Annotated in this window: 15 protein-coding genes; 11 read left to right on the top strand and 4 right to left on the bottom strand. The window is 64.0% G+C overall.

Going from position 1 to position 14842, the window contains the following annotated elements; all coding sequences use genetic code 11:
* Nucleotides 1-68 precede the first annotated feature (68 nt).
* A complete protein-coding gene (locus CXP40_RS11750; RefSeq protein WP_106733856.1) occupies nt 69-1268 on the top strand; it encodes a nitrate/nitrite transporter in 1200 nt (399 codons plus the stop codon).
* A gap of 30 nt (nt 1269-1298) precedes the next feature.
* On the opposite strand, the gene CXP40_RS11755 is transcribed toward CXP40_RS11750, so the two are convergent.
* The 3 genes from CXP40_RS11755 to CXP40_RS11765 form a co-directional block, all read right to left on the bottom strand.
* Nucleotides 1299-1916: an NAD(P)H-dependent oxidoreductase gene (locus CXP40_RS11755; RefSeq protein WP_099525231.1), complete on the bottom strand. Its 618-nt coding sequence runs from the start codon at nt 1914-1916 to the stop codon at nt 1299-1301.
* Nucleotides 1909-3303 carry a class II fumarate hydratase gene (locus tag CXP40_RS11760; protein ID WP_106733857.1) on the bottom strand — a complete coding sequence of 465 codons (1395 nt, stop codon included), beginning with the start codon at nt 3301-3303 and terminating at the stop codon, nt 1909-1911. Before CXP40_RS11760 ends, CXP40_RS11755 begins: the two co-directional genes overlap by 8 nt.
* Nucleotides 3304-3409: 106 nt before the next feature.
* Entirely contained in the window at nt 3410-4420 is a 1011-nt protein-coding gene (locus CXP40_RS11765; RefSeq protein WP_106733858.1) for a DUF2804 domain-containing protein, read from the bottom strand.
* A gap of 278 nt (nt 4421-4698) precedes the next feature.
* Between CXP40_RS11765 and CXP40_RS11770 the strand changes: the two genes are divergently transcribed.
* The 5 genes from CXP40_RS11770 (at nt 4699) to CXP40_RS11790 (ending at nt 9125) form a co-directional block, all read left to right on the top strand.
* Entirely contained in the window at nt 4699-5196 is a 498-nt protein-coding gene (locus CXP40_RS11770) for a DUF2059 domain-containing protein (protein WP_106733859.1), read from the top strand.
* 11 nt (nt 5197-5207) lie between these two features.
* On the top strand, nt 5208-5501 hold the full coding sequence (locus CXP40_RS11775) for a BolA family transcriptional regulator (RefSeq protein ID WP_106734019.1): 294 nt from the start codon (nt 5208-5210) through the stop codon (nt 5499-5501).
* 276 nt (nt 5502-5777) lie between these two features.
* Complete coding sequence (locus CXP40_RS11780; protein ID WP_106733860.1) at nt 5778-6716, top strand: rhodanese-related sulfurtransferase; 939 nt, start codon at nt 5778-5780, stop codon at nt 6714-6716.
* 2 nt (nt 6717-6718) lie between these two features.
* The gene (locus tag CXP40_RS11785; RefSeq protein WP_106733861.1) at nt 6719-7351 is read left to right on the top strand and encodes a DsbA family protein; all 633 of its coding nucleotides are present in this window, start codon (nt 6719-6721) and stop codon (nt 7349-7351) included.
* Nucleotides 7344-9125 carry an ABC transporter ATP-binding protein gene (locus CXP40_RS11790; protein ID WP_106733862.1) on the top strand — a complete coding sequence of 594 codons (1782 nt, stop codon included), beginning with the start codon at nt 7344-7346 and terminating at the stop codon, nt 9123-9125. The genes CXP40_RS11785 and CXP40_RS11790 overlap by 8 nt, the downstream gene beginning before the upstream one ends.
* 144 nt (nt 9126-9269) lie before the next feature.
* Here the strand turns inward: CXP40_RS11790 and CXP40_RS11795 are convergent, their stop codons facing one another.
* Complete coding sequence (locus tag CXP40_RS11795; protein ID WP_106733863.1) at nt 9270-10133, bottom strand: LysR family transcriptional regulator; 864 nt, start codon at nt 10131-10133, stop codon at nt 9270-9272.
* A gap of 94 nt (nt 10134-10227) precedes the next feature.
* Here CXP40_RS11795 and CXP40_RS11800 point away from each other — a divergent pair, with 94 nt between their 5' ends.
* The 5 genes from CXP40_RS11800 (at nt 10228) to CXP40_RS11820 (ending at nt 14822) form a co-directional block, all read left to right on the top strand.
* Nucleotides 10228-10965, top strand: a complete 738-nt coding sequence (locus CXP40_RS11800) for a CTP synthase (protein WP_106733864.1) — start codon at nt 10228-10230, stop codon at nt 10963-10965.
* Nucleotides 10962-11288: an antibiotic biosynthesis monooxygenase gene (locus CXP40_RS11805; RefSeq protein WP_106733865.1), complete on the top strand. Its 327-nt coding sequence runs from the start codon at nt 10962-10964 to the stop codon at nt 11286-11288. The genes CXP40_RS11800 and CXP40_RS11805 overlap by 4 nt, the downstream gene beginning before the upstream one ends.
* A gap of 223 nt (nt 11289-11511) precedes the next feature.
* The gene (hppD, locus tag CXP40_RS11810) at nt 11512-12594 is read left to right on the top strand and encodes a 4-hydroxyphenylpyruvate dioxygenase (protein WP_106733866.1); all 1083 of its coding nucleotides are present in this window, start codon (nt 11512-11514) and stop codon (nt 12592-12594) included.
* Nucleotides 12595-12598: 4 nt separating this feature from the next.
* Nucleotides 12599-13732, top strand: coding sequence for a homogentisate 1,2-dioxygenase (locus CXP40_RS11815; protein ID WP_106733867.1), 1134 nt, complete (start codon nt 12599-12601; stop codon nt 13730-13732).
* A gap of 103 nt (nt 13733-13835) precedes the next feature.
* Nucleotides 13836-14822: a fumarylacetoacetate hydrolase family protein gene (locus CXP40_RS11820; RefSeq protein ID WP_106733868.1), complete on the top strand. Its 987-nt coding sequence runs from the start codon at nt 13836-13838 to the stop codon at nt 14820-14822.
* Nucleotides 14823-14842 lie beyond the last annotated feature (20 nt).

The raw sequence follows: 14842 nt of genomic DNA on the forward strand, positions 1-14842 counted from the left end.
CAGATTGGCCGGGCTTGCCGTTACAGTGCTGGGCCTTCCAACGTGTTCGCCGCCAGCAGAGAGGTTGCATGAACGCCCGCCGCATTACCCTGTTGCTGTGTACGGCCGAAACCCTCGGCATGGCCGGTTTCGCCCTGTTCGCCGCGCTGCTACCGCAATTCCAGGCACTCTGGGGTTTGAGTAATACCGAGGCCGGCTGGATCGGCGGCGGCTTCTTTCTTGGTTACATGCTCGCCGTGCCTGTGCTCACCGGCCTGACCGATCGGCACGACGCCCGGATTATCTACCTGGCGGCCATGTTGCTGACGGCCGTGGCCAGCGCGGGTTTCGTTTTCGCCGATGGTTTCTGGTCCGCATTGCTCTGGCGCGTGCTCGCCGGTATCGGCCTGGCGGGCACCTACATGCCGGGGCTCAAGGCGCTGTCGGAACGTATCGACGGTGCCTCGCAGTCGCGTGCCATCGCCTTCTATACCGCCAGCTTCGGATTGGGCACGGCGCTGTCGTTCACCCTGTCTGGCGAGCTGGCCAAGCTCGGCGGCTGGCAACTGCCGGCGCTGCTCAGTGGTGCCTGTGCGTTGCTGGCCTGGGCGCTGGTGTACTGGGGGCTGGCGCCGAAAGCGGTAGAGGCACATGCGCCGCGCAATCTGCTGGATCTGGCGCCGCTGAGAAATCGCGCGGTGCTGGCTTACTGCCTGGCCTATGCGATGCACAACCTGGAGCTGTTCGCCCTGCGCGCCTGGCTGGTGGCCTTCGTGGTGTTCTCCGGACATCTGCAGGGCGTCGATCCCTGGCTGTCGGGCACCTGGGTGGCGATGCTGGCGACGCTCATCGGCATGCCGTCGAGCATCCTCGGCAACGAACTGGCGCTGCGTTTCGGGCGTCAGCGCTGGCTGATCGGTGTGATGCTCAGCTCCGCGCTGCTGGCCGCCGTGGTCGGCCTGGGCGCGGCGCTGCCGTTCTGGGCGATGCTGGGGCTGATTCTGATCTACGCAGTGACCGTCACCGCCGACTCGGCTTCGTTGACTGCCGGACTGGTCAGCGTCGCCCCGGCCAGCCACCGTGGCGCGGCGATGGCGCTGTATTCCTGTACCGGCTTTACCGGCGCGTTCCTCGGTCCGTTGCTGTTCGGCATGACTCTGGATGCTTTGGGCGATCAGCAGTTGCTCGGCTGGTGGGCGGCGTTCGCGCTGATGGGCCTGTTGCTGACGCTCGGGCCGCTGGCGTTGTGGTGGGCGGGTAGAGGGCGCGAGGAACGCTCGCGCCTCTGACTCAGGGCTACCGGGCCTGTGTGGTGGATTTTACGCTTTGCTGCCCAGCGTCTCGGCCTTGCGCAGCCAGCTCTGGCGTTGTTCTTCGCTGGACGGGCGCACCGGGGCGAACTCGCTCAGACGCCGCGTTTTGATCCCGCAGAAACCGAGGATGGTACGCACCATCTGCCGATGCGCCGGGGCTCCGTAGATCCAGCGGAAATACCAGCGTGGCGTGTCCATGGTCACCAGCAGGTCAGCGCTGCGCCCGCTGAGCAGCTTGTCCCAGAGTTGCGAGCGGTTGCGGTACTTGAAGGCGAAGCCGGGCAGGAACACCCGGTCGAAGAAACCCTTTAGCAGCGCAGGAATGCCGCCCCACCAGACGGGGTAGACGAACACCAGGTGCTCGGCCCAGTGAATCAGACGCTGAGCTTCGAGCAGGTCCGGCTCCAGATTCTGGCTCTGCTCGTAACCTTCACGCAGGATTGGGTCGAACTGCATTTCGCCCAGTCTGAGCTGGCGCACCACGTGCCCCTTGCTACGTGCTCCCAGGCTGTAGGCCTCGGCCAGTGCGTGGCAGAGGCTGTCCTTCTTGGGGTTGCCGAGAATCAGCAGGATGCGTTTGCCATCGCCTTCCAGCGGTGTGGCGCCACTCTTGCCTTCAGTCATGCCGCCCGGCTCCGAGCATGTCCTGCGGTCGTACCCATTGGTCGAACTCCTCTTCGTTCAGGTAGCCGAGCTGCAGTGCGGCCTGGCGTAGCGTGCTGCCTTCGGCGTAGGCCTTCTTGGCGATTTCGGCGGCTTTGTCGTAGCCGATGTGGGGGTTGAGCGCTGTCACCAGCATCAGGCCGTTTTCCAGGTGCGCAGCCATTTGCGCGGCATCCGGCTGCAGGTCGGCGACGCAATGCTGCTGGAAGTTGCGGCAGCCATCGGCGAGCAGGCGGATCGATTGCAGCAGGTTGTGGATGATCACCGGCTTGAACACGTTGAGCTGCAGGTGTCCCTGGCTGGCGGCGAAGCTGATGGTAGCGTCGTTGCCCAGCACCTGACAGGCCAGCATCGACAGCGCTTCGCACTGGGTCGGGTTGACCTTGCCAGGCATGATCGAACTGCCCGGCTCGTTGGCCGGCAGGCGTACTTCGGCCAAGCCGGCGCGCGGGCCGGAGCCGAGCAGGCGCAGGTCGTTGGCCAGCTTCATCAGGGCCACGGCCAGGGTTTTCAGCGCGCCGGAGAGCTGCACCAGCGGCTCGTGGCCGGACAGTGCGGCGAACTTGTTCGGGGCGCTGGTCAGCGGCAGGCCGGAGAGTGCGGCCAGTTCAGCCGCGATGGCTTCGGCGAAACCGGCTGGTGCGTTCAGCCCGGTGCCGACGGCAGTACCGCCCTGGGCCAGCTCGCAGACGGCGGGCAGGGCAGCGCGAATCGCGGCCTCGGCATGGCCGAGCTGGGCGACGAAGGCCGACAGCTCCTGGCCGAAGGTGATGGGGGTGGCGTCCATCATATGGGTGCGCCCGGTCTTGACCAGGTTGGCGTGGCGCTGCGCCTGTTCCTGCAGGCCGTCACGCAGTTCGGCCAGCGCCGGCAGCAGGGCGTGGCGAACGCCCTGCACAGCGGCGATGTGCATGGCAGTAGGGAAGCAGTCGTTGGAGCTTTGCGCGCGGTTGACGTGATCGTTGGGGTGCACCGGGGTCTTGCCGCCGCGTTGGCCGCCGGCCAGTTCGTTGGCTCGGCCGGCGATCACCTCGTTGACGTTCATGTTGCTCTGCGTGCCGCTGCCGGTTTGCCAGACCACCAGGGGGAATTGCGCGTCGTGCTGGCCTTCGAGCACTTCGTCGGCAGCCTGTTCGATCAGTCGGGCGATATCCGCCGGCAGCTCGCCGCTGCGGCTGTTGACCCGTGCCGCGGCTTTCTTGATCAGCGCCAAAGCATGCAACACGGCCAGCGGCATGCGCTCCTGGCCGATGGCGAAGTTGATCAGCGAGCGCTGGGTCTGCGCGCCCCAGTAGGCGTCGTTAGGGACTTCGATGGGGCCGATGCTGTCGGTTTCGGTGCGGCTCATGGCGTTCTCCGGGGCAAGTGCAAGGTTGCTGGCAGTTTAGGTCGCGCCACCGAAGACTGGTTCCACAACTTATCTATCAGGTTGATTGGAGCCTTTGAAAGAGCAACTACCAGCGGGCGTGGGTTTCACCCAGCCAGCCCAGTGCTCCGTCTACCGGTACGCGCTCGCCTTTAGGGCCGCGCAGTACGCCGTCGTAATGACCGAAGCGCTGCACTGTGTTGGCGTGGAACGGACCGAGTTTGGGGCAGGCCTTGTGCAGTTGGCGGGGCGTGAAGCGCAGGGCCACGCGATCATCTTCACTGTCCAGACGCCAAGGAGCCAGCGGCGCCTGCGAGCTGCGCTCGATATGCAGGGGGCTGTCGAGCAATTGCACTTCACCGCCGAACCACAGGGAATTTTCCGACAGGCCGCTGTGATCGAGCCAGCCAGCACCGAAGTTACCGGCGATGCCGCCCGCTGCAGCGAAGGCCGCGCGCTGCCAGTAAGTGTTTAGCGGCCAGACACCGCGACCGAAGTCCAGTGCGGCGAAGCTCTGGCCCGGCATGCAGCTGTAATGCTTGCCGCCCAACTGCAGACTGCCGGCGGTGGGCAGGCCAAGCTGGCGGCAGGTGGCGTGAAAGCCGCCATTCTGCAGGGGTGCGACCAGATTGACCGATTGCAGATGGGCAGGGCGCTGAATGTCCAGGGCAACCTGTAGGGGCTGGCCGCCGATATCCGGGGCGGCAGCGGTGAGGCGCAGGCGTCCGGGGTGCTCATCGATGCGCAGTTGCAGGCGAGAGTGGCTGAAGGAGTGACTCTCCAGTGGCAGGTCTGGCAGTTGGCAGCCCAGAGCGAAGGGGCGGAGCTGGGTATGGGCGACGGCCTGGCCGGTGTCCAGGTCGAGGAAGTAGGCGGCGCCGTAGCCGAGGTAGTCGAGGTCAGCCAGGGTCAGCGAGAGCATCCACTGCGGCGTGGTGATGCACCAGTGATTCCAGCGTTTGCGCCGCCCGGCGTGGCCATGCAGGGTACAGTCCACCTGCGGTCGATTGGACCAACCAATGGCCTCGTCCAGCAATCGGCCTTTGCTGTCGCAAAGCGGCTGGAGCGGAAGGGGCGCGTGTGAGGTGAGGCTGGTCATTGGGCACGTCCGTGTGTGTGCGCGGGCTGGCGATCAATTGCCGGCTCTTGAGGTGCGCACGCCTTGTTGAATAATAGTGGGGAGGTCGCAAAGAATGCCGAGCCCACCCGAGCATGAGCAAGTACTGGCATTTTGGCAACTGACCAGTGGGTGCGCCCGTCAACATGACGGGTGTGAGCCAGCGCACAACGCGCATCGCTTGAGGGATTTCCGCACAGGGCACAAAATGCCGCCTTCGTAGTCTACCCAGACTCATTCACAACCTCTGGACGCTCTCCATGCTCCGTTTTTCCAAACTCTGCACCGCCGTTTTGCTCAGCGCGAGCGCATCCCTGGCCATGGCCGATGCTGCCAGTCACGCCGCCGATGCCGAGCGCTTTCTCAAGCTGGCTCACGCCGACAAGCTGACCGTGCCGGTCTACGGCCAGGTGCAGCAGATGTTCGCCCAGCGTTTCGCCGAGGCGCCGAATGGCAAGAAAGCGGTGCTCGAGAGTTATCAGGCCAAGGCCAATACCGCGCTGGACAAGGCGGTCGGCTGGGACAAGCTCAAGCCGGACATGGTCAAGCTCTACACCAGCAACTTCAACGAACAGGAGCTCAAGGACCTGATCGCCTTCTACGAGTCGCCGCTGGGACAGAAGGTACTGCAGAAAATGCCGACTCTCACCGCACAGTCCGCGCAGATCACCCAGAGCAAGCTGGAGTCCGCCGTGCCTGAGGTGAACAAGTTGCTGGCCGACATGAGCAACGAGCTCGGCCTGCCTAAACAGCCCTGATGGAGCCCAAGATGTCCAAGCAAGACCTGATCGTCACCGCCCTGGCCGCGCTGCAACCCGAGCACCTCGAAGTGCTGGACGAGAGCCATATGCACAGCCGCGGTCTGGAAACCCACTACAAGGCGGTGATCGTCAGCCCGGCGTTTGCCGGCCTGAATGCGGTCAAGCGGCATCAGAAAGTGTATGCGACGGTCGGCGAGCTGATGGGACAGATCCATGCCTTGGCGCTGCATACCTACACCCTGGAGGAGTGGGCGGCGCAGGGCGAGGCGCCGGCTTCGCCGACCTGCCGCGGCGGTCATTGATTTAGCTCGGCTGTAATCCGAGGGAACCCGTTGGCAATTCCCGGGTTGCATCCGGGCTACGTGACAGGCTGTCGCGGCTTGTCGCCAAGCCACCCCGGCGAATCCCTGCTTTGCTACAATCCGTCCGCGCCGGCCCACGCCGGCGCTTTCGTTTAGATTCTCGATCCAGCGAGCGGGAGCCATGCAAGGCGCTACGTTAGTAACGCAGCACGGCCGACGCGCAGCTGATCGAGGGCCAGTCCGCCCTTTACGTGGGCGACTACTGAGAGAATATTCATGACCGACAAGATCGTCGTCGCGGCGCTGTATAAATTCGTCTCCCTGCCGGACTACCAGGCGCTGCGCGAACCCCTGCTGCAAACCCTCATCGATAACGACATCAAGGGCACCCTGTTGCTCGCCGAGGAGGGTATCAACGGCACCGTTTCCGGCACCCGTGCCGCTATCGATGCACTGCTCGCCTGGTTCCGCCTGGACGCCCGTCTGGCTGATGTCGACCACAAGGAATCCTATTGCGATGAGCAGCCGTTCTATCGCACCAAGGTCAAGCTGAAGAAAGAGATCGTCACTCTCGGCGTACCTGGCGTCGACCCCAACCAGCGCGTCGGTACCTACGTCGAGCCGCAGGACTGGAATGCCCTGATCAGCGACCCTGAAGTGCTGTTGATCGATACCCGCAACGACTACGAAGTGGCCATCGGCACCTTCGAGGGCGCCATCGACCCCAAGACCAAGTCGTTCCGCGAATTTCCCGAGTACATCCGCGAGCACTTCGACCCGAGCAAGCACAAGAAGGTGGCGATGTTCTGCACCGGCGGTATTCGCTGCGAGAAGGCCTCCAGCTACATGCTCGGCGAGGGTTTCGAAGAGGTCTATCACCTCAAGGGCGGCATTCTCAAATACCTCGAGGAGGTGCCGCAGGAAGAGACCAAGTGGCAGGGCGACTGCTTCGTCTTCGACAATCGCGTGACCGTACGCCATGACCTGTCTGAAGGCGATTACGATCAGTGTCACGCCTGCCGCACGCCGATCTCCGTGGAAGAGCGCCAGTCCGAGCTCTACAGCCCTGGCGTCAGTTGCCCGCATTGCTGGGATTCGCTGCCGGAGAAGACCCGTGAAGGCGCCCGCGAACGGCAGAAACAGATCGAACTGGCCCGTGCGCGCAATCAACCGCACCCCATCGGCCGCGACCCCCGCCAACTGAACGAGGCCTGACCATGGCTAGCCGCCTGCTCTACGTGATGGATCCGATGTGCTCCTGGTGCTGGGGTTTTGCACCGGTAATCGAAACCCTCGTCGAGCAGGCGGCCGCTGCCGATGTGCCGCTGCAAATCGTGGTAGGCGGCTTGCGCCGTGATCAGGTGGCTGTCGATGCCGCCGCACGGGTGCGTTACCTGGGCTACTGGCAGGCGGTCAATGCCAGCACCGGACAACTGTTCGACTTCGAGCGCGGCCTGCCGGAAGGGATGGTGTATGACACCGAACCTGCCTGCCGCGCGTTGGTCACTGCACGTAATCTCGATGCGCAGAGCGCCTGGACACTGCTCAAGCTGATTCAGCAAGCCTTCTACACCGAAGGGGCCGACGTCACCCAGGCCAGCGTGTTGGTGCAACTGGCCGAGCAGGCGGGCATCCCGCGCATCGAGTTTGCCGAGGCCTTCGACAGCCAGGCCATGGAGGACGCGACCGCCGCCGATTTCACCTGGGTGCAGGACCTGGGCATCGCCGGCTTCCCCACGCTGCTGGCCGAGCGCGATGGCCAACTGGCGCTGCTGACCAACGGCTATCAGCCGCTCGAGGTGTTATCGCCGCTGCTGGGGCGCTGGCTGGAGCGCGCCGCCAATGCCTGATCGGTTGAGCTGGGCAGAAATTCGTCGCCTGGCCCTGCGTCACAAAAAAGCGCTGATCCTGGCCAATCTAGTCGCCGTGCTGGCGACCCTGTGCAGTGTGCCGATCCCATTGCTGTTGCCGTTGCTGGTCGACGAAGTGCTGCTGAACGACGGCGATGCGGCGCTCAAGGTGATGGACAACTTCCTCCCGACCGAGTGGGAAACAGCAGCCGGCTATATCGGTCTGATGCTGGTGCTGACCCTGCTGCTGCGCGGCTCGGCGCTGATCTTCAACGTCTTGCAGGCGCGGCTGTTCGCCAGGTTGTCGAAGGACATCGTCTACCGCATCCGCATGCGTCTGATCGAGCGGCTCAAACGCATTTCCCTTGGCGAGTACGAGAGCCTGGGCGGCGGCACCGTGACCACCCACCTGGTCACCGATCTGGACACCCTGGACAAGTTCGTCGGCGAGACCCTGAGCCGCTTTCTGGTGGCGATCCTGACCCTGGTCGGCACCTCGGCCATCCTGATCTGGATGCACTGGCAGCTGGCCTTGCTGATTCTGCTGTTCAACCCGCTGGTGATCTACGCCACCGTGCTGCTGGGCAAGAAGGTCAAGCGCCTGAAGAAGTTGGAGAACGACAGTACCTCGCGCTTCACCCAGGCACTGACCGAGACCCTTGAGGCGATTCAGGAAGTGCGCGCCGGCAACCGCCAGGGCTACTTCCTCGGCCGCCTCGGCGGCCGGGCGCGCGAGGTGCGCGACTATGCCGTTGCCTCGCAATGGAAAAGCGACGCGTCGAACCGTGCCAGCGGCCTGCTGTTCCAGTTCGGTATCGACGTGTTCCGCGCGGCGGCGATGCTCACCGTGCTGTTCTCCGACCTGTCCATCGGCCAGATGCTCGCGGTATTCAGCTACCTGTGGTTCATGATCGGCCCGGTGGAACAACTGCTCAGCCTGCAGTACGCCTTCTACGCTGCAGGCGGGGCGCTGACGCGGATCAACGAGCTGCTGGCACGCAAGGACGAGCCGCAGTACGACGGGCGCGTCGATCCTTTCAAAGGTCGTGACACAGTGGGTATCGAGGTGCGCGGGCTGACCTTCGGCTATGGCGACGAGCCGGTGCTGGATCGGCTCGATCTGTCCATCGGCCCGGGCGAGAAGGTGGCCATCGTTGGCGCCTCCGGCGGAGGCAAGAGCACTCTGGTGCAGTTGCTGCTGGGTCTGTACACGCCGCAGGCCGGGAGCATTCGCTTCGGCGGCAGCGCGCTGGAGGAGATCGGCCTGGATGGCGTGCGTGACAACGTCGCGGTGGTGTTGCAGCACCCAGCGCTGTTCAACGACACGGTGCGCGCCAACCTGACCATGGGCCGCGAGCGCAGCGACGAGGCCTGCTGGCAGGCGCTGCGCATCGCCCAGCTGCACGACACCATTGCGCAACTGCCGCAAGGGCTGGACAGCGTGGTTGGGCGTAGCGGTGTGCGTTTGTCCGGCGGCCAGCGCCAGCGCCTGGCCATTGCCCGTATGGTGTTGGCCGAGCCCAAGGTGGTGATCCTCGACGAAGCCACTTCGGCACTGGATGCCGCCACCGAGTACGCCTTGCACGAGGCGCTGGCGCAGTTCCTTGAAGGCCGCACCACGCTGATCATCGCCCACCGCCTGAGCGCGGTGAAACAGGCCGATCGTGTGCTGGTGTTTGATGGCGGCAGCGTTGCCGAGGATGGTGACCACCAACAACTGATCGCAGAAGGTGGCTTGTACGCCAAGCTCTACGGGCATTTGCAGCAGGGCTGAGTCGTGGGATGCGCCGTGCGCATCGCAGCGATCAGGATTTTCGGGAAATTCTTCGCGGCTGAAGCCGCTCCCACAAGGTTTCGCTGCTGCACTGACAGGCTGCCCCCCGTTCTGTGGGAGGCGCTTCAGCGGCGACGCTCTAGCTCAGTCATGGCTCATCAGCGCTTCGCTTAACTCCTCGAACAGCGTCTGCACCGAGCGCAAGGCACGGCAGTCCGGGCGGGTCAGCAGCCAGAGTTCGGTGTCGCAGCCTGCCAGCGGCGGGCTGAGTGGCTTGAGTTCGGGGTGGGCGTGCAGCACGAAGTCGGGCAGGGCGGCAACCCCCAGGCCGGCACGTGCCAGTTGCGCCACGGCATACATGCTGCTGCAACGGTAGTTGGGCGTGACACTTGGCAATTCGCGCAGGCGCCAGAGCACCGTGGCGTGATCCGGCATCGCCTCGTCCGGGGCGATCCAGCTCTGCCGCACCAGGTCGCTGCGATCCTGATCATCATCACGGGCGCAAACGACGTAGGACACCTTGGCCAGACGCCGACCGACCAGGTGCTCCGGCGGCTCATTGGTCAGGCGCAGGGCCAGGTCGGCATCGCGCCGGCTGAGGTTGGCGAAGTCGTTGGAGGTCACCAACTCCAGCCCCAGGGCCGGGTAATTGGGCATGAAACGCGCCATTGCCGGTAGCAGTAGGCTGCTCAATACAGCATCGGTGCAAGTCAGGCGTACCGTGCCGCTGACCACCTGCTTGCCCAGTTCCAGTGCCACGCGGGCGGCATCCAGTGCCTGTTCGGCGCGCTCTGCCTGCTCGGCCAGGGCCCGAGCGGTTTCGCTGGGCTCATAGCCGCGTCGACTCTTCTCGAACAGCGCCACCCCCAGGGCGGCTTCCAGCCGGCGCACGGCACGGAACACCGTGGACACGTCGACCTGCATCAATTCTGCCGCCCGCGCCAGGGAGCGACCACGCACCAGGGCGAGCACCAGAGAGAGGTCGGTATGGTCGATCTGATATTGCATGGCTGCAATCTCTGCTTGTCTATTCGCCAATTATTATTGCGCGAGCGCCATCTTATAGTGGCAGGGAGACGGTCATGCAAGAGGGGATAGGCGTATGTACAGCAAGTGTCGAGTCAAGGTCGCCCTGGTAGGTGATTACAGTGCGGCAGTTACCGCGCACCGTGCCATTCCAGAGGCGCTACGCCTGGCTGGTGAAGGGCTGGGGGTGGCGGTCGAATATGACTGGCTGGCCACTGAGCGCATTCTCGATGACGCGACCTTGCAGGCCTATGACGGCATCTGGTGCGTGCCGGGCAGCCCGTATGTTGCTACCGAGGGTGCGCTGCGCGCGATCCGTTTCGCCCGCGAGCAGGGCGTGCCGTTTCTGGGCACTTGTGGTGGCTTCCAGCACACGCTGCTGGAGTACGCGCGCAACCGCCTGGGATGGGCCGATGCCGAACATGCCGAATTGTCGCCGCAAGCACAGAATCCTTTGATCGCGCCGCTGGCTTGTGCGCTGCTGGACGTCAGTGAGCACGTGCACCTGGTCTCCGGTTCGCGTATCGCCGAGCTCTACGGTGTACGCGAGATCAGCGAGCAGTACCTGTGTCGCTACGGCCTGTCCGATGCCTTCGTCGAGCCGCTGATGGCGCAGGCTATGAAGGCTTCCGGGCATGACGAGGCAGGTGCCGTGCGCGCCATCGAGCTGGAAGATCATCCGTTCTTCATCGCCACCCTGTTTCAGCCCGAGCGTGCGGCGCTGGAAGGGCGCCTGCCGCCGCTGGTCGCCGGCCTGGTCGGCGCCTGTGCGGTGCAATCGGTACATGAGGCGCCGCAGGAAGCAGTGGCTTGATCGCGGCCACGCCGGAGCCACCCTATTACGTGGTGACGTTCACCTCGGTACGCACGGAGGTGGACGCCGGTTATGCCGAGGCGGCGCAGCGCATGCTGGAGCTGGCCGCACAGCAGCCCGGCTTTCTCGGCGTGGAGTCGGCGCGCAGCGACGGCCTGGGCATCACCCTGTCCTATTGGCAGAGCGAAGAGGCCATTCGCGGCTGGCGCGAGCATGCCGAGCACAGCGCCGTTCGCGAGCAGGGACGCACCGACTGGTACGCCGCCTTCACCACTCGCGTGGCCAAGGTCGAACGCGCCTACACATTCTCGCGCCCAAGCTGAGTGATAGTGGCAAGCCGGCTGACCGTCGCGTAAGGATTATTTTACGATTGCCAGGGCGTTGCCTGCCTTGCCTGAAAGGCGTAAGGAAAATTTGCCACTGCTGAGCGCGGCTAACGTGTCTAAGTGTCGCAAGCCATCTTGAGAGCGCGTCTGCGCTCGGTTGTCATGGGGTTGTCCGCAACGCATTCGTGCGCTGCCATAACAATGACAATCAGGAGGCGAGATGAACGCCGTGGCCAAGATCGAGCAGCACAACCCCATCGGAACCGACGGTTTCGAGTTCGTCGAATTCACCGCACCGAATGCCGAAGGTATCGAGCAACTGCGCCAGTTGTTCACCGCCATGGGCTTCACCGAAACCGCCAAGCACCGCTCCAAAGAGGTGTGGTTGTTTCAGCAGAACGACATCAACATCGTGCTCAACGGCAGCCCTACCGGCCACGTGCGCGCCTTCGGCGAAAAGCATGGCCCCAGTGCCTGCGCCATGGCCTTCCGGGTCAAGAATGCGGCCCAGGCTGCGGCTTATGTCGAACAGCAGGGCGCCACGCTGGTGGGCAGCCATGCCAATTTCGGCGAGCTGAACATCCCCTGCGTCGAAGGTATCGGTGGCTCGCTGCTGTATCTGGTCGACCGCTATGGTGACAAGAGCATCTACGACGTCGACTTCGAGTACATCGAAGGCCGCAGCGCCAATGACAACGCCGTCGGCCTGCAATGCATCGATCACCTGACCCACAACGTGCGCCGCGGGCAGATGGACGTCTGGTCCGGTTTCTACGAGCGCATCGCCAACTTCCGCGAGATTCGCTACTTCGATATCGAAGGCAAGCTTACCGGCCTGTTCTCCCGCGCGATGACCGCGCCATGCGGCAAGATCCGCATCCCGATCAACGAGTCGGCCGATGACAAGTCGCAGATCGAGGAATTCATCCGCGAATACCACGGCGAAGGCATCCAGCACATCGCGCTGTCCACCGACGACATCTACGCCACCGTGCGCCAACTGCGCGCCAACGGCGTGGACTTCATGACCACCCCGGATACCTACTACGAGAAGGTCGACAGCCGCGTCGCCGGCCACAGTGAGCCGACCGACGTATTGCGTGAGCTGAACATCCTGATCGATGGCGCGCCAGGCGATGACGGCATCCTGCTGCAGATCTTCACCAATACGGTGATCGGCCCGATCTTCTTCGAGATCATTCAGCGCAAGGGCAATCAGGGCTTCGGTGAAGGCAATTTCAAGGCGCTGTTCGAGTCGATCGAGGAAGACCAACTGCGTCGCGGTGTGATCTCCGAGGAGTGATGCCATGAGCCGTCAATGGATCCGCTTTCCCCTGCGTGAAGGCGAGTGCTCGCGCCAGGCGCATTGCGATCTGCCGCAGGGCACCTACGAGCGCGAAATGGGCCGCGAAGGCTTCTTCGGCCCCACCGCGCATCTGCACCACAAGCATCCGCCGACTGGCTGGATCGACTGGGAAGGTCCGCTGCGCCCGCACGCGTTCAACTTCAACGACATTCCCAGCGAGCGCGACTGCCCGCTGGCAGCGCCGCTGACGCTGCACAACGCCGACGTCAAGCTGCGTGTGTGGCGCACTCATGGCGCCATGCGCCATCTGGTGCGCAATGCCGATGGCGACGAGCTGCTGTTCGTCCATGAAGGCAGTGGGCATTTCTATTGCGACTTCGGCCATCTGGAGTACCGCGACGGCGACTACCTGCTGATCCCCCGTGGCACCGCTTGGCGTATCGAGGCCAGCACGCCGAGTTATTTCCTGCTGATCGAGAACACCGACGGCGCTTACCAGTTGCCGGACAAGGGCCTGCTCGGCCCGCAGGCAATCTTCGACCTGGCGGTGCTGGAACACCCGCACATAGACGACGCCTTCAAGGCGCAGCAGGACGAGAGCACCTGGCAGATTCGCATCAAGCGGCGCGGCCAGATCAGCACCGTGACCTACCCCTACAACCCGCTGGATGTGGTCGGCTGGCATGGCGACAACACCGTGGTGCGCCTGAACTGGCGCGACATCCGTCCGCTGGTCAGCCACCGCTACCACCTGCCGCCGTCGGTGCATACCACCTTCGTCGCCAATGGCTTCGTGATCTGCACCTTCACCCCGCGCCCGGTGGAGTCCGACCCCGGCGCGCTCAAGGTGCCGTTCTTCCACAACAACGATGACTACGACGAAGTGCTGTTCTACCACCGTGGCAACTTCTTCAGCCGCGACAACATCGAGCAGGGCATGGTCACCCTGCACCCGTGCGGCTTCCCCCATGGGCCGCACCCCAAGGCGCTGAAGAAGAGCCAGGAGGATCCGGCCACCTTCATCGACGAGGTGGCGGTGATGATCGACACCCGCCGCGCTTTGGAAGTGAGCGATGCCGCTGCTGCGGTGGACGTGGCCGAGTACGTCAATTCCTGGCGTGCACCGGGTCTGTAGGGTTAAACGACGCTGTGGGAGCGAGCTCTGCTCGCGAAGCTTTTTGTTCGGTCAGGGTTCGCGAGCAGAGCTCGCTCCTACCTCAGAATTCGAAGGATTATCGATGAAACTCGCATCACTGAACCAAGGCCGCGATGGCGTGCTGATCGTCGTTTCCCGCGATCTGACCCGTGCCGTAGTTGTGCCGCAGATCGCTTTCACCCTGCAGGCTGCGCTGGACGACTGGGCCGTGGCCCGGCCCAAGCTCGAAGCGGTCTATCAGCGCCTCAACGACGGCCTGGAGGAGGGCGCCTTTGCCTTTGATCAGAGGTCCTGCCACAGCCCGCTGCCGCGTGCGTACCACTGGGCCGACGGCAGCGCCTACGTCAATCATGTCGAACTGGTGCGCAAGGCGCGTGGCGCCGAGATGCCGGAGTCGTTCTGGCACGACCCGCTGATGTATCAGGGCGGCGCCGATGCATTCATTGCGCCACACAGCCCGATCCGCCTGGCCGACGAAGCCTGGGGCATCGACCTGGAAGCCGAGCTGGCAGTGATCACCGACGACGTGCCGATGGGCGCCACGCCGGCCGAAGCGGCAGGCCATATCCGTCTGCTGATGCTGGTCAACGACGTCTCGCTGCGTAATCTGATCCCTGGCGAGCTGGCCAAGGGCTTTGGTTTCTACCAGAGCAAACCGTCGTCGAGCTTCTCCCCGGTGGCCATCACCCCGGACGAGCTGGGCGAGAGCTGGAAGGACGGCAAGGTGCATCGGCCGCTGGTGTCGCATATCAACGGCGCGCTGTTCGGCCAGCCGAACGCCGGCGTGGACATGACCTTCAACTTCCCGACTCTGGTGGCTCACGCCGCCAAGACCCGACCGCTGGGCGCGGGCACCATCATCGGCTCGGGCACCGTGTCCAACTACGACCGCAGCGCCGGTTCGAGCTGCCTGGCAGAGAAACGCATGCTGGAGATCGTCGAGTCGGGCGAGGCGAAGACGCCGTTCCTCAAGTTCGGCGACCGGGTGCGCATCGAGATGTTCGACGTAGCCGGGCAGAGCATCTTCGGTGCCATTGATCAGGTCGTGGAAAAGTACGCCGCTCGCTGATCTGTAGGAGCGGCTTTAGC

This window comes from Pseudomonas sp. YY-1 (genome assembly GCF_002843095.1).
GTDB classification, from domain to species: domain Bacteria; phylum Pseudomonadota; class Gammaproteobacteria; order Pseudomonadales; family Pseudomonadaceae; genus Aquipseudomonas; species Aquipseudomonas sediminis_A.